13 protein-coding genes and 3 pseudogenes are annotated in these 14,023 nt (G+C 29.9%); 11 read left to right on the top strand and 5 right to left on the bottom strand.

The features are described 5' to 3' along the window. The first annotated feature begins 198 nt into the window (after positions 1-198). A pseudogene (locus tag FBF22_RS08395) lies at positions 199-764 on the top strand (hemerythrin domain-containing protein). 242 nt (positions 765-1,006) lie between these two features. Here the strand turns inward: FBF22_RS08395 and FBF22_RS00360 are convergent. From FBF22_RS00360 to FBF22_RS00350, 3 genes are all read right to left on the bottom strand, one after another. After that, on the bottom strand, positions 1,007-2,038 hold the full coding sequence (locus tag FBF22_RS00360; RefSeq protein WP_002884878.1) for a Cj0069 family protein: 1,032 nt from the start codon (positions 2,036-2,038) through the stop codon (positions 1,007-1,009). Between the two features lie 78 nt (positions 2,039-2,116). After that, positions 2,117-3,013 (bottom strand): signal peptide peptidase SppA, encoded by an 897-nt coding sequence (gene sppA / locus FBF22_RS00355; protein WP_002859758.1) that lies wholly within the window; start codon positions 3,011-3,013, stop codon positions 2,117-2,119. After that, complete coding sequence (locus FBF22_RS00350; RefSeq protein WP_002884880.1) at positions 3,001-4,230, bottom strand: metal-dependent hydrolase; 1,230 nt, start codon at positions 4,228-4,230, stop codon at positions 3,001-3,003. The genes sppA and FBF22_RS00350 overlap by 13 nt, the downstream gene beginning before the upstream one ends. A 90-nt stretch (positions 4,231-4,320) precedes the next feature. Between FBF22_RS00350 and aroQ the strand changes: the two genes are divergently transcribed. From aroQ to fliY, 8 genes are read left to right on the top strand one after another with little or no spacing between them, the layout of a single operon-like run. Further along, positions 4,321-4,800 carry a type II 3-dehydroquinate dehydratase gene (aroQ, locus tag FBF22_RS00345; protein ID WP_002852001.1) on the top strand — a complete coding sequence of 160 codons (480 nt, stop codon included), beginning with the start codon at positions 4,321-4,323 and terminating at the stop codon, positions 4,798-4,800. 2 nt (positions 4,801-4,802) lie between these two features. Continuing rightward, entirely contained in the window at positions 4,803-5,276 is a 474-nt protein-coding gene (gene folK, locus FBF22_RS00340) for a 2-amino-4-hydroxy-6-hydroxymethyldihydropteridine diphosphokinase (RefSeq protein ID WP_002851803.1), read from the top strand. Between the two features lie 9 nt (positions 5,277-5,285). Continuing rightward, a complete protein-coding gene (gene flhF, locus FBF22_RS00335) occupies positions 5,286-6,740 on the top strand; it encodes a flagellar biosynthesis protein FlhF (protein WP_002860569.1) in 1,455 nt (484 codons plus the stop codon). After that, positions 6,733-7,599 carry a flagella biosynthesis ATPase FlhG gene (flhG, locus tag FBF22_RS00330; RefSeq protein ID WP_002884883.1) on the top strand — a complete coding sequence of 289 codons (867 nt, stop codon included), beginning with the start codon at positions 6,733-6,735 and terminating at the stop codon, positions 7,597-7,599. Before flhF ends, flhG begins: the two co-directional genes overlap by 8 nt. Before the next feature lie 18 nt (positions 7,600-7,617). Continuing rightward, positions 7,618-7,974, top strand: a complete 357-nt coding sequence (locus FBF22_RS00325) for a membrane protein (RefSeq protein WP_002851727.1) — start codon at positions 7,618-7,620, stop codon at positions 7,972-7,974. Then, entirely contained in the window at positions 7,955-8,647 is a 693-nt protein-coding gene (locus tag FBF22_RS00320) for an RNA polymerase sigma factor FliA (RefSeq protein WP_002851943.1), read from the top strand. The genes FBF22_RS00325 and FBF22_RS00320 overlap by 20 nt, the downstream gene beginning before the upstream one ends. Continuing rightward, positions 8,647-9,726: a flagellar motor switch protein FliM gene (gene fliM, locus FBF22_RS00315; protein ID WP_002851710.1), complete on the top strand. Its 1,080-nt coding sequence runs from the start codon at positions 8,647-8,649 to the stop codon at positions 9,724-9,726. Before FBF22_RS00320 ends, fliM begins: the two co-directional genes overlap by 1 nt. Continuing rightward, positions 9,723-10,565, top strand: a complete 843-nt coding sequence (gene fliY / locus FBF22_RS00310) for a flagellar motor switch protein FliY (RefSeq protein WP_002859752.1) — start codon at positions 9,723-9,725, stop codon at positions 10,563-10,565. The genes fliM and fliY overlap by 4 nt, the downstream gene beginning before the upstream one ends. Before the next feature lie 48 nt (positions 10,566-10,613). On the opposite strand, the gene FBF22_RS00305 is transcribed toward fliY, so the two are convergent. Both FBF22_RS00305 and FBF22_RS00300 read right to left on the bottom strand, forming a co-directional pair. After that, on the bottom strand, positions 10,614-11,210 hold the full coding sequence (locus FBF22_RS00305) for a C39 family peptidase (protein ID WP_002884887.1): 597 nt from the start codon (positions 11,208-11,210) through the stop codon (positions 10,614-10,616). Continuing rightward, positions 11,195-12,048, bottom strand: a pseudogene (locus FBF22_RS00300) (hypothetical protein). Before FBF22_RS00300 ends, FBF22_RS00305 begins: the two are co-directional and overlap by 16 nt. 132 nt (positions 12,049-12,180) lie before the next feature. Between FBF22_RS00300 and FBF22_RS00295 the strand changes: the two are divergent. Together FBF22_RS00295 and FBF22_RS00290 are read left to right on the top strand one after the other, a co-directional pair. Beyond that, positions 12,181-12,694, top strand: a pseudogene (locus tag FBF22_RS00295) (hypothetical protein). Between the two features lie 69 nt (positions 12,695-12,763). Then, positions 12,764-13,912, top strand: coding sequence for a hypothetical protein (locus FBF22_RS00290; RefSeq protein WP_002859749.1), 1,149 nt, complete (start codon positions 12,764-12,766; stop codon positions 13,910-13,912). The last annotated feature ends 111 nt before the right edge of the window (positions 13,913-14,023 follow it).

Raw genomic sequence — 14,023 nt, 5'->3', positions numbered from 1 at the left:
TAATATTAATTATATATATTTTTTATATTATACAAATATAAATAAAATAAATAATTTCTAATTAATAATATTTTAATAAAATATTATGTAATATTTCACTCAAATATATTAAATTAATTTTAAATACAAAAATTAAAGAAGGTGCTTTTGGATAAATTAATTCCAACTTGAAATGAAAAATACAGTATTCATGACACAATGATTGACATTCAACACCAAAAACTTTGTGAACTTGCAAGCAAGGTTGAAAGTGCTGTTTATAAATTTGTAAAACGAGAAGAACTCAAAGAAATTTTAACAGAACTTTTTAACTATATGAAAGAACATTTTAGTAATGAATAAGATTATATGCAAGAAATTCATTATCCTTATTTAAATGAACACAAAATCATGCATAAAATATCATTCGTGATATGTCTTATCTTATACAAAACATAAAAACCACTAATGATTTAAAAGAGAAGCTTTACACAGTTTCTAAAAAATGGCTTTTAGAACATATACTCTATAAAGATGTGAAAGTTGAACAATACAGAAGATCTTCTTTAACTTCTGAAGATGATGGGGAAGTAAGCTTTGAAGAAGTCAAAGAAGAAAAAGATGATGAAAATACAGTTTATCTTTATACATGCGAATGCGTAGAACAAATGCATGATGTACCATTTGGAATTCATCAAAAAATTCAACTTAAGGGCGTAAAATTTAAATGTAAAAAATGCAAAGAAGCCATACAGTTTTATAAAAAATATTCAGAAAATTTCTAATTAACTATTTATGCGTTAAAATAATAAATAAAGTATAAGTTAGACAAAGAAGGAAATTTAAGGATAAAAAAATAAAATATTTTATTTTGGATAAATTTGACTATTCCTATCCTAATACTAACCAAAGATACAAAATGCTCATTTTGTGAAAATTTTTTCTCGATAGAATATAGCTCAAACTTAAAAACAATAGAAAAAGAATGTCCATTTTGCAATAATAAAATGGACATTAAGCTTAAAGACTAAGCCTTAGTTTTACTTACAATATTAATAATATTTGAAGCTACTTCATCAGCAAGTTCTAAATGAGAAGTAAAACCTACACAAGAACAATTAATCTCGCCTAAAACATATTTATCATTGCCCTTTTCATCAGTATCTAAAATAAAATCAGCCGTCCAAATCAATGGTAAGTCGTAATTGCCTAATTTTTCCCTTACCTTAGGAAGCTCGCCTAAAAACATATCCACCAAAGTTTTCCAATCTTCTGGCTTATCATAGCGATATTTTGCCCCACTAAAAAGCGTAGCAGAAAAAGCATCAGCATCTTCGGCTGGTTTTTTATGCACTACATTTACAGGGGTGTTATAAAGCATTAAAAGTCTGATTTCACCTTCTTTAATGCGCGGTAAAAAAGTCATATCCACAAGCATACCATTATCACCTATGATATATTGCTCGCAAAAATCCATAAATTCCCCAAGCTCTCTATGTTCTACATGATTATCCTTAGCTTCAGCACATTTGATTTTTGTGTTTAAAGGCAAACTATCTCCACTAACATTACCCTCTACACTCACACGCCAAATTCCCTCTCCTGTAGAGCCACGATTTTGTTTTAAAACCCTTTCACCTTTAGCCAAACTTTTTGGAAAATTTTCTTTAAAAGTCTTAATATCATAGTAAGCATAAGTATCGCTTGGAACAAGATCAGTATCTACTAATTTTGTAAGTGCATCTTTAGCACCATAACCTATCATAGCATCAGGATGAGGCATACCTACAAGCTTATCGGCACAAAGTTTTCTTAACATATCAAAATACTCATTTTCTTCTTTAAGATTGCCAGGATTGATGCGAGAAACATAACCATCAAAATTTTCTTTTACATATTTGTAAATTTCATCTTTTTTACCCACTTCAAAAAAAATCACCTCAGCATTCCAACCCTTAGCTTTTAAGGCATTTACCATAGGCATAGTATCTTTTCTATAACCATCTTCACCTTTATCACTCCCACCTTTAACTTCGAAAAAAACAATATTTTTTTTCATTATTTTACTCCTTATCTAAGATATAAATAATTATTGCATAAAAATATTACAAAAATTAAATAAAAATATTTATATATTTTATCTAGCGTTTATAAAACTGCTATTAGTTTTATAAGCGATTTCGATTAAGCTTTTACTTATCAAGCTTGATGTTTGTCCTTCTAGGCGGTTAAGAAATTTATCAATCTTATCTTCTTCTTTCCAAACAGGATTTGAAACATTAGCAAGTTTTTCAAGCTCCTTTTTAGCATTTTCATAATTACTAAGCTCATCTATAAGACCAAGCTCCTTAGCCTTGGCAGCTAAAAACACTCTTGCATTTGCCCATTGATCTTTTTTATTAAGATCTAATGCTCTTTCCTTGGCAACAAAACCTGTAAAAAGATCATAACTTTGATCAATTAAACCCTGTAAAAAATTTCTTTCATTCTCATTCCAAGCTCTTGCAAAAGTTCCAGCACTTTTAAATTCACCCGCTTGAATAGTTTGTTCTTTAATACCGAGTTTATTAGCCAATCCGCTTAAATCAGCTCCTTGCATAATCACACCGATAGAGCCTATAAAACTTGCTGGATTGGCTAAAATTTTATTAGCTCCAACTCCTGCTAAATAACTTCCGCTTGCCATAGTTCCGCTTGCATAAACAAGCACAGGCTTTTTAATTTTTAAATCCTTTATAGCTAGAGCTAGTTCCATACTAGGAGCAAAAGCTCCACCAGGAGAGTCTATAACAAAAAGCACTCCTTTGATATTGCTATCATTTTTAGCATTGATAATTTTTTCCAAAACCGCAGAGCTGTCAAAAATTTCACCCTTTAAATCAATGCGTTCTAAATTTGCAAGATTGGAGCTTGAATTTGCACTAGGCATTAAAATCCATATAACAATCAACAATAAAACAAAGGTTTTAAAATAAGTATTAATAAATTTTATACCGCATCCTAAAGCCTTAAAAAATGATTTTAAAATTTGCATTCTTTTCCTTTTATAAATAATTTATCCACTTCCTTAGCATTTAAAATAAACTGCAAAGGAGCTTGCTTTTTATCACATTCTCCTAGCTCAAATACGCTAAAATCAGCAATTTTACCTTTTTTAAGCTCTCCTAAATTTAAATTTAAAGCCCTTGCAGGATAAAGTGTTACCATTTGCAAAAGCTTAGAGGCTAACTCTAATAAATCAAAATTCTTATGTATAAGCAAATTCGCGCGCATTTCATCAAGTAAGGACAATGAAATATTTGAGCTAAGTCCATCGGTTCCTAAATGGATATTTAATCCACTTTTTAAAGCCGTTTTTAAATCTAAGCTTTTTTGACTTAAAAGACGATTTGAAAATGCACAATGTGTAATAGAATGTAAATTTTTATCTAACCATTCATATTCTTTTAAATAAACACAATGCGTAAAAAGAGTCCTTACTCCTTTAAAGAGTTTAACAAAATCCTTTGGTGTATAAAGAGGCTTAGGATGAAGTGTGAAATTTTCAAGCCATTTTTTAAAACCCCCTTTAGACTCTCTAAGCCAGATATTTTCAGTCTTACTTTCTAAAAAATGCGTACTAACTAGTAAATTTTGCTTTTTAGTTAAATCAAGAGCAAAATAAGCCAAACTAGGATGAGTTGAATAAGGAGAATGAATCGAAATTGCCGGGATAAAAAAATCATTTTTAAATTTCAAAGAATTTTCAAATCTTTTTAAAAATTCTTGTTTTTTATCTTCAACTTGATTTTCATTTGTACCCAAAATTTCATTAAAAAATACTATACGCATACCCTTGTGACTAGCCTTTAAGCAAGGATCTAAATCACTCCCAAAACTTGAAATTTCACCTATAGTGCCTATACCACTTTTTTGCATTTTTTTAATGCTTTGAAGTATTAATTCTTCTTTGGCCTGTGCATTTAATATGGAACGAGAATTTATAACACTTTTAAGCCAAATTAAAAATTCTCCAAAATGTAAAGTTGTTGAATTTGCACTAAATTCTAAGTGTGTGTGAGGATTTATAAAAGCAGGTAAAATAACCGAATTTTTAGGTGTTTTGATGATTTTAGCCTTAGGATATTTTTTTTTTAAATTATCCAATTCACCCAATTCTAAAATTTTATCTTCAAAAACAAAGGCTTGATTTTCTAGTATTGTAAAATCTTCATCGCATAAAAAAAGATATCTTGCAGCAATTATAAACACGATTTTCCTTTCAAAAATTACATTGTAGCAAAAATTTATTTTTAAAATGTTATAATAAAAGGTTAAAAATAAATTTTTAAGGTTAAATCCATGAAAATAATGATTATCCAAGGCCCAAATGTTAATATGCTTGGCGTAAGAGAAGTGGGAATTTATGGTGCTATGAAAATGGAAGAAATTCACGAGCAAATGAAACTTGCAGCATCGCAAAATAATGTAGAACTTGACTTTTTCCAAAGTAATTTTGAAGGTGAAATCGTAGATAAAATTCAAGAATGCCTTGGAACAGTTGATGGAATTATTATCAATGCAGCAGGCTATACTCATACTTCAGTAGCTATTCGCGATGCTATTGCAGCAGTAGCTTTGCCTACAATTGAAGTACATATTAGCAATGTTTATCGCAGAGAAGAATTTCGTCAAAAAAGTCTTATAGCGCCTGTATGTTCTGGAACTATTGTTGGTTTTGGTCCTTTTGGCTATCACTTGGCTTTAATGGGTATAATTCAAATTTGCGAACAAATAAAAAATTTGCGCGCAATGCAACAAGCACAACAAACGAATAAATAATAATGCTAAAAATTCAAGGAGTAAAACACTTTGAAAAAAGTCGTTTTTTTCCTTTTTTTAGTCAAAATATACGATCTTTTAAATATTTAGCTCTTATAGGCTTAGGAAGCAATATAGAGCCCGAAAAAAAAAGATTTGATATGCTTTTTCGAGTAATGATGGATGATAAAAGATTTAAAATTTTATCCACATCTCCTATGTTGATAAATGAAGCCTTTGGTTTTAAAGAGCAAAAAGATTTTACCAATGCTGTTATGTTGATACAAACTAATTTGCATGCACGAGCACTTTTGAAAGTTTTACTTTACTATGAAGTAAAATTTAAACGCAAGAGAACTTTCAAAAACGCTCCTAGAACGCTTGATTTAGATCTTTTATACTTTTCACAAAAAGTCAAGCGTGATAAGTGGTGTGAGGTGCCTCATAAAGGGGCTAAAGAAAGAGTGAGTGTAATTTTGCCTTTAGGCATGATATAAGGAATATAAATGGGACAACTTATACATACTTTTACTGTTGAAGATACAGAACAAATTATACCCAAAGTAAAAGAAGATTACGGAGATAAAGCTTTAATTATAACAAATAAACAAATTCGTCCTAAAACCTTAAATCGCAGTGCGCTTTATGAGGTTATGGTAGCCATAGAAGAAAGCGACTATGAAGAACACTTAAAAAAACAAGGAAAATCTTTACCTGCAAAAAAAAGCTCGCCAAAACCATCTTCTACCTCTCTTGCAGAAGAAAAAATTAGATCTCAAATCCCTCAAGAAGATGAAGATGTAGTCTTGGATTTCTCAAACACTCGCTTAAATACAAATTTAAACACTGTAAAAAACAATGACTTAACTAAAAAAACCTATCAAGATTTTCCGCAAAACAAAATCAACCCTCATCAAAATAAGACTCTAGGCTTTGATGATTTCAAAGAAAAACTAAGTGAAGTTAGCAATGAAATTTCTAAAGTCACAAACACACCTTTAGAAAATTACACCCCTAATCCAAATTATAATAAAAAAATAGAAAATTTTGAAAAGCAATTTGAAAAACAAATCAACAAGCTTAATGATAAAATAGATCTTCTTGCAGATATGATGTGGGACGATAAAGCTGAAGCTAGAAAAAATCTTATGATACCTCCTGAATTTGCAAGTATTTATAAACAAGCCAAAGAAAGTGGAATGCTTGAAAATCATCTAGAAGCGATTATGAAAGCAACTATAGAAAATATGCCAGCTGCTATGAAAACCAACAAAGATGCGGTTCAAAGATATTTTCACTCACTTTTAAGAAATATCTTGCCTTGTCGTGTTGAAAGCGATATAAAAAAACAAAAAATCATGATGCTAGTAGGCCCAACAGGAGTCGGAAAAACAACAACCTTAGCTAAGTTAGCTTTTCGCTATGCTTATGGAGATAAGCGTTATAAAACAGGTATTATTACGCTTGATACTTATAGAATCGGTGCGGTTGAGCAACTTTTTCAGTATGCAAAAATGATGAAACTTCCTATTATTGATAGCATAGAACCAAAGGATTTAGATGAAGCGATAAAAAGCTTAAATAATTGCGAAGTAATTTTAGTTGATACTATAGGAAATTCACAATACGATCAAAGCAAACTTGCTAAAACTAAAGAATTTTTAATGCACTCAAATGCAGAAATTGATGTAAATTTAGTGGTTTCTGCAAACACCAAACAGGAAGATTTAATGGAAATTTATAAAAATTTTTCATTCTTAAATATTGATACTTTGATTATTACTAAATTTGATGAAACAAAGGTTTTTGGAAATATCTTCTCTCTTGTTTATGAAACAAATATTCCTCTAAGCTTTTTCTCTATAGGACAAGAAGTGCCAGATGATTTAGAAGTAGCCAATAGTGATTTTCTAGTTCATTGTATTTTAGAAGGGTTTAACAAAGGAAAAAATAATGAATAACCAAGCAAATAAACTTCTCAATCTCATGAGTCAAAATGGAACCAAAAAATCCCAAAACACTCATTTTATAGCTATTACAAGTGGAAAAGGTGGCGTTGGAAAAAGTACGATTAGCGCGAATCTAGCCAATGTTTTAGCAAATAATGGCTATAAAGTTGGGCTTTTTGATGCTGATATTGGCTTGGCAAATTTGGATGTCATTTTAAATGTACGCATACAAAAAAATCTCTTGCATGTTTTACGCGGAGAATGCTCCTTGGAAGACATTTTAATAGAAGTTAAGCCAAATTTATGGCTCATCCCAGGCGAAAGTGGAGATGAGATTTTAAAATATAATGATAAAAATATTTACGAGAGATTTTTAAATCAAGCAAGTATTTTAGATGAACTTGATTTTCTTATTATCGACACAGGCGCGGGTATTGGTGGAAATATTTTAAATTTTTTAGAAATGGCTGATGAAGTTATAGTAGTAACTGTTCCTGATCCTGCAGCAATCACTGATGCGTATGCAACCATAAAAACAACTTCTAAGACAAAAGAAAATTTACTAATGCTCTTTAATGTTGTAAAAAATGAAAATGAAGCTTTAAAAGTTTTTGAAAATATTAAAAAAGTTGCAGATGCAAACATTAAAAATCCTTTAAATTTAGAATTCTTAGGTCATTTAAGCGCTTCTAAAGATGTAAGTGGTAGTATTAAAAAAAGAACTTTATTTAGCGATGAAAACACAGCCTCAAGTGATGAGATTAAAGCCCTAGCTTCCAAGCTTTTATATAGATTGGAACGGAAAGTGCTTGATAATGTTTCAAATCGTAGTTTTTCAAGTTTTTTTAGAAAAATTATTGAAAGATTTTAGCAATAAAGAGAAGAGATTATGAGGCCAGAAAATTACGTAGCATTTTTCACTGTTTGTGGATTTTTTATAGGACTTGCATTTAGCATTATTAGTATAGATGAAGCCTTTGATATACTGATTTTTACTTGTTTTATTACTTTTATGTTTTATGTTTTTGTTCATATTGCTATTATGAATTTTATAGATGTAAAGAAAATTAGTGGCAGAATCTTTAATAAACACGATTATGAAAAAACTAGCAATAATATTATCAACGATTTAGTTATTCGTGAAAAGAAAATGGATATAATTTTAGAAAAGCTCAATGAAGAAAGAGAAGAGCTAAAGAAAAATGAATTCAAAGAAAGACGAAGAAATGCTAAAAGAGCCGCCTAAAGCTTATGCACAAATGCTAAAGAAAGAGCAAGATGAGCTTGTGCTTTCTTACATGCCAGCTCTGCGTGCTATGGCTTTTAGACTAAAAGAACGCTTGCCTTCAAGTATAGATGTTAATGATCTTATTAGCATAGGCGTTGAAGAAATGATAAAGCTTTCACGCCGTTACGATAAAGAACAAAATGATAACTTCTGGGGTTTTGCAAGAAAAAGAGTTAACGGCTCTATGCTTGATTATCTTAGAAGTCTTGATGTAATGAGTCGGAATAATCGTAAAATTATTAAAGATATTGATGCAATCATGGATGAATATTTTTTAGAACATGAATGCGAACCTGATGATGAGTATCTAGCCAAAAAACTTGATTTAGATGTAGAAAAAATCAAAGAAGTAAGAACAGCTCATGCTATTAGCTATACCCTGCCCATTGATGAGCAAATCGAACTTTATAATGAAGACAATACTTTAGAAAAAATTGAAAAAGAAGAACTTTTAGAAAAAATTCACGAAGTGCTAGATGATCTTAAAGAGCGCGATCAGTTAATTATTCAGCTTTATTATTATGAAGAATTAAGCCTAAAAGAAATCAGTGAAATTTTACAAATCAGTGAAAGCAGAATTTCACAAATTCACAAAAAACTTCTTAAAAAACTTAGAGAAAGGCTAGTGTAATGGCTGAGATACTCTCCCAAGAAGAAATTGATGCTCTACTTGAAGTTGTCGATGATAACACCGACACACCCATAGCCTCAAATTCAAAAGATGAAAAAGATGAAAGAAATATCGTTGTATATGATTTTAAGCGTCCCAACAGAGTTTCAAAAGAACAACTTAGGACGATTAAAGGCATACATGATAAATTAGCAAGAAATTTAGCCTCTCAAATTTCATCGATGATGAGAAGTATTGTTGAAACTAAACTTCATTCAGTCGATCAGATGACTTATGGAGAGTTTTTAATGTCTTTGCCAAGCCCAACAAGTTTTAATGTTTTTTCTATCAAACCTTTAGATGGAAACTGTGTTTTAGAAATCAATCCAAGCATAGCTTTTCCTATGATAGACAGGCTTTTAGGTGGTCAAGGCGATAGCTATGAAGCTTCGCGTGAGCTTACGGATATTGAGCTTAATTTACTTGATTCTATTTTGCGTATCATTATGCAAAGACTTAAAGAAAGCTGGGCTACCGTAACTGAAATTTATCCTAGTATAGAAGCTAAAGAATCAAGTCCAAATGTTGTGCAAATCGTATCTCAAAATGAGATTGTTATCATGGTAGTAATGGAAATCATCATAGGAAATTCAAGCGGAATGGTAAATATCTGCTATCCTGTAGTACATTTAGAAAGTATATTAAGCCGTTTAGCAAACCGTGATATTATGATGGGTGAAACCTCAGCCAAAAAATCACGTAACAAAGAGCTTAAAACTTTAATCGGTCGTGCTGAAGTGGTATATGAGGCAATTTTAGGAAAAACCTTAATTAATGTTCATGAATTTTTAGAACTTAAACAAGGCGATATTTTAAGGCTTGATAGAGAAGCAGACGATAAAGCTATAGTAAGTATCGATAAAAAAGATGTTTTCTTAGCACAAATTGGATTGCATCGTTTTAGAAAATCTATTAAAATTTTAGAACTTATACGCACAGATAAAGATGAAATCAAAGAAATTTTGGAAAAATACGAAGAAGAGCGTAAAGCTAAAGCCAGTGTTTATGATGAGCCTGAAGAGGAGGATGAAGAAATATGATCAATGATTTTTTAAAAATGTTTACAAATGAATGCATCAGCACCATTGAAGGTTTAACAGGAAAAAGTGCTGAATTTAGCGAATATAAAGAATTTGATGTCAATGCAAGCGATACTTTAAAAGCACCTTTAGTGTATGCTATATTTAATATAGCAAATGGTGGAAAAATAGGAATTTTAGCTGGTGCTGTTTTAATGAGTGCTATTGGTGAATGGATGATGGGTGAAGAAGAGATCACCAAAAACGATAAACTAGGTCCTGATGAAATGGATGCAGCTAAAGAAGCCATCCAAAATATCATTTCAGCATTTTCTACAACCTTAGGAGCCCAAAAAGACATTCCAAAAATGGATTTTAGCATAGAATCTTGTGAATTTGTGCCTGAAAGCGTAGATTTTAAAGATTTTAAAAAATTATTTTTATATGATGTAAAAATAGGCGATTTAGAAGAACAAGTTTCTTTAGCCATGGATCAAACACTCCATAACATCCTAAGCGGGAAACCTGCTGAAACAGGAAATACAAGCACTGATTCTAATCACAATACTGAAGAAAAAGCGATAATGCTTAGCGAAGAGCTTAAAAATATCAATCTTATCATGGATGTGCGTTTGCCTGTTCGTGTGCGTATAGGCAATAAAAAAATGCTTTTAAAAGATGTTTTAACTATGGATATAGGTTCAGTTGTGGAGCTTAATCAACTTGCAAACGATCCGCTTGAAATTTTAATTGGGGATAAAAGAATTGCTTATGGCGAGGTAGTAATTGTCGATGGTAACTTCGGCGTTCAAATTACAGAAATTGGTTCTAAAAAAGAAAGATTAGAACAACTAAGATAAAAAGTTTTAGCCTACAAATTAAGAATAATAAATATAAACGAATTAAAACTAAAACAAATTAAAAGGGCTGAAATCAAAATGTAAAGATTTTGGAGTGTTTAACTTAAAAGGTTTTAGCTCTTTTTTAGAAGCAACAATTAAAGCATAACCACCTTTATTATATCTATCCCAAATACTAAAAAATTGACTTTTAGAACTTATATATTCTCCATGGCTTGGATCAAGCACTTGTAAATAATTACCTTTATGATTGATAATTATAACAAAATGTGGAAAGCGTGGATCATCTTCAATTTTTACAAGCATTGGAATATTTACAAGTTTATCCAAGTTTTCTCTATTGATTTGATATGAATTGCTTTGAAAGCCCAGTTTTTCAACTGCATCGCTTAAATCTGCAAAGCTTACCATATCCGTATAAAGTTCCTGTCCACTCATAATCTTTAAAAGTTCAAGTTCATCAAACTTTTTATCATCAAGTATATTGAGTAAAGTTGCCAAAGATGAAGCCCCACAAGATTGCTCGTAAGTTTGCCTTATTACTCTTTCGTTTTTAATTTCTTGATAGGATTTAACTACCCATTCCGCTTTTGCACTCAAAGTAAGAATGGGTAAAAATAATAAAATTTTTAGAATTTTTTCCATAAGCTTATCCCAAATATGCTATCAGGAGAAGCAGAGCTTCCTCCAAAACTAGCATTAACTGAGACTGCTGTATCTGAATTAATGCTATAAGTAGAACCTAAACTTAAAGTTGGAATAGAACGCACTTCAGAATTTTGATAACCATTAATTTTTTGCTCGGTTTGAAATCTTTGCTCTGCTCCTAAATCTAAAGTAATTTTAGGACTTAGAATAATAGATAAATCCCCACCCACATAAATACTATTTCCATACTCTATTTTAAGGGTTTTAAATTTTCTTGATTGGTTATAACCAAAGCCGGTATAAATGCTATATACAACAGGATCGCTATATCCCCTTAGACTAGCTTGTAAGCTTTGTGATTTTAGGTAAAAGTTTTTGGTTTGATTGACTGCTTTTTCTCTTTGAACGACTGCAGTTTGAAAGGTAATTTGTGGAATTAAATCTGCAATGCTATCGCCTGTATAAATAAAACCTAGCCATAAACTATCAAAACCTATTCTGTTTTACTAGAATACTCATTTGTAAAAAAGTTTGTATATTCTTGTCTTGCATAACTTCCGCCCCCTGAAATAAGTATGTCAAACTTAGGTGTTATGGTATAAATGAAAGTTTGAGTTAAAAACACTTGCTTTGTATCATTCCAAATTGTAGGATCTCCGCCTATTGTTATATTAGGATAAAGAGAATACGAGTTTGCATTTCCTGTGCTAAGTAAAGAAAAGCTTGTAATACTTCTTAAACCTATTTGCTTTTTAAACAAACTGTCTATATTTAGTTCATCACTAGCAAAAACACAACTGACTAAAACCATAAATGTTAAATAAATCTTTTTCATTGTTACCTTTCTAAATATTTTAAAAAATTTTTTTAAAGCAATGAATGTTCCAAATAAAAAAATTTGATTTTAATATATAATTTATGATATTATTCAAATAAAGAGTAAAATAGTTAAGAAAAGGAGAATTATATGTTAAAAAAATTAGTAAATTGTTTAATTTTGGGTTCTTTATTTACAAGTTCTGCTTTTGCTGGGGATTTTTTAGCTAAGGTTAGTAATGGTGCTTTAAGTGATAATTCTCAAGGAGTTAAGGCTCTTAATTTAGATGAGATGAAACAAGTTAAGGGTGGATATCAAGTTCTTACAAGCAAACTTGGAAATTCTGAATATATAGCATTAGCTATTCCAGATAACAACAACATATAAACAGTTGGTAGCCATTTATACCGTAACTGGCGATAACACTTTTTCAAATACATTTTTAGGTTATACAGTAAAAAGAAATATCGCAATATCAAGCTCGGGAAAACCTTATGTTCTTTTTAACTATGGTGTTGCACTACTTGATAGACAAACGGGGTTGCATAGAGTTAATTCGAGTGAGATTTTAAATAATAATCAGGTTATTAAAGAATTAACTATGAAATATAAAACTCAATTTGAAAGTAATCTTGGTGGCTGGACTGCTAGAGCTAGAAGATAAAAAACTTATGAAAAAATCATTTTTGCCGATTTATCTTATAAATAAAACTTTACTTACAGGAAGGTAAAAATGATTAATGGTATAAATTCTTATTCAAGCTACAATTACACAAATACTTTTAGTAATAATACTTCAAATATAAAATCATCTAATGTTGCAAATGATAACTCAAGCCTTGTAAGCGATAAATCTAGGGCAGTAAGTAAAATGCTAGGATATGGCGTAGATAAAGATGGCTTTTTTACAAGCGATTTTAACGAAGCTGCAGGCTTACCAAAAGATTATAAGATTTATGCTAAAGATATAGAAAATTTTGTTAATATTCAAACAAAAAGTCTATTATCAAGTTATATTAATATTGATATAGCAAAAAGTATAGGAAATGCTTATAAAGTATTTTCACAACTTTTAAATGATGAGTTAAACAATAAAATCAATTTTACAAAAGAAGACTTAGTAAAAATACCACAAGGTTTCGAATTTAATCAAAATACTTTGGAGATAAATAAAAAATATAATTTAAATGATAAAGAGTATAAAGATTTTATGTCTAATTATCAAAATTACTCTCCGACTTCCCATAATATAAAAATAATGACTTTTTTCTCACTTGATGATAAAAGTGATATTTTTAAATATTCTTTAATAGATCCTACTCCTTATAGTAATAATGATAAAACTATAACAAAAAGTGGTATTTTTATGACTTTCTTTACTGGATTTCAAGCAAAAAACTATTTTATCGAAGGACAAACAAGTATTTTAGGCAAAATGCAAGGATTTGATAAAACTATGAGTCAAAGTGAAATTGATAATTTAAACAAATTCATAAGTGAAAATAGTATGAATTTTAAAGGAGATATTTTTAAGCTTTTTGATTTATTAAATTCAGATATGAGCATTGATGATTTTAAACAAAAAATACTAGAACAAAAAGAAAATTTAAACAATCCTACAAAAAATACAAATAACAAAGAAACTTCAGAAGAAGACAAAAAAAAGCCATTTAAACCTATACAAGCGCAAAGTTCAAGCGAAACCTATAAAGATGATAATAAAATGAATGAGCTTTTAAAAAAGCTACTGGAAAATAAATTTGGCACAAGCGATGAGTTAGAACTTCTTTTTGGTATGAAATTTAGTGATGATAACACAGGAGAATTTAACAAAATTATTTCTCAAAATACTGCACAAAAAAGTATAGATATTAAAGCTTAAGGATTTAAAAGTCTTTAAATTCCTAATCTTAATAAAATAAACCTATTAAAACTTATATAATAAAGAACTTATTATAAATTTTTAGCTAGAATGGAATTTATTTTAACTAAA

It is taken from the genome of Campylobacter sp. CFSAN093260 (assembly GCF_012890095.1).
Classification (GTDB): domain Bacteria; phylum Campylobacterota; class Campylobacteria; order Campylobacterales; family Campylobacteraceae; genus Campylobacter_D; species Campylobacter_D jejuni.
This window is presented reverse-complemented; position numbering and strand designations above follow the sequence as displayed.

Bases quoted from the DNA above. Each gene is read 5' to 3' on its own strand.
- FBF22_RS00360 (WP_002884878.1), bottom strand. From the start codon at position 2,038: ATGAAAAAAAATATTGTTTTTTTCGAAGTTAAAGGTGGGAGTGATAAA.
- sppA (WP_002859758.1), bottom strand. From the start codon at position 3,013: ATGCAAATTTTAAAATCATTTTTTAAGGCTTTAGGATGCGGTATAAAA.
- aroQ (WP_002852001.1), top strand. From the start codon at position 4,321: ATGAAAATAATGATTATCCAAGGCCCAAATGTTAATATGCTTGGCGTA.
- folK (WP_002851803.1), top strand. From the start codon at position 4,803: ATGCTAAAAATTCAAGGAGTAAAACACTTTGAAAAAAGTCGTTTTTTT.
- flhF (WP_002860569.1), top strand. From the start codon at position 5,286: ATGGGACAACTTATACATACTTTTACTGTTGAAGATACAGAACAAATT.
- flhG (WP_002884883.1), top strand. From the start codon at position 6,733: ATGAATAACCAAGCAAATAAACTTCTCAATCTCATGAGTCAAAATGGA.
- FBF22_RS00325 (WP_002851727.1), top strand. From the start codon at position 7,618: ATGAGGCCAGAAAATTACGTAGCATTTTTCACTGTTTGTGGATTTTTT.
- FBF22_RS00320 (WP_002851943.1), top strand. From the start codon at position 7,955: ATGCTAAAAGAGCCGCCTAAAGCTTATGCACAAATGCTAAAGAAAGAG.
- fliM (WP_002851710.1), top strand. From the start codon at position 8,647: ATGGCTGAGATACTCTCCCAAGAAGAAATTGATGCTCTACTTGAAGTT.
- fliY (WP_002859752.1), top strand. From the start codon at position 9,723: ATGATCAATGATTTTTTAAAAATGTTTACAAATGAATGCATCAGCACC.
- FBF22_RS00305 (WP_002884887.1), bottom strand. From the start codon at position 11,210: ATGGAAAAAATTCTAAAAATTTTATTATTTTTACCCATTCTTACTTTG.
- FBF22_RS00290 (WP_002859749.1), top strand. From the start codon at position 12,764: ATGATTAATGGTATAAATTCTTATTCAAGCTACAATTACACAAATACT.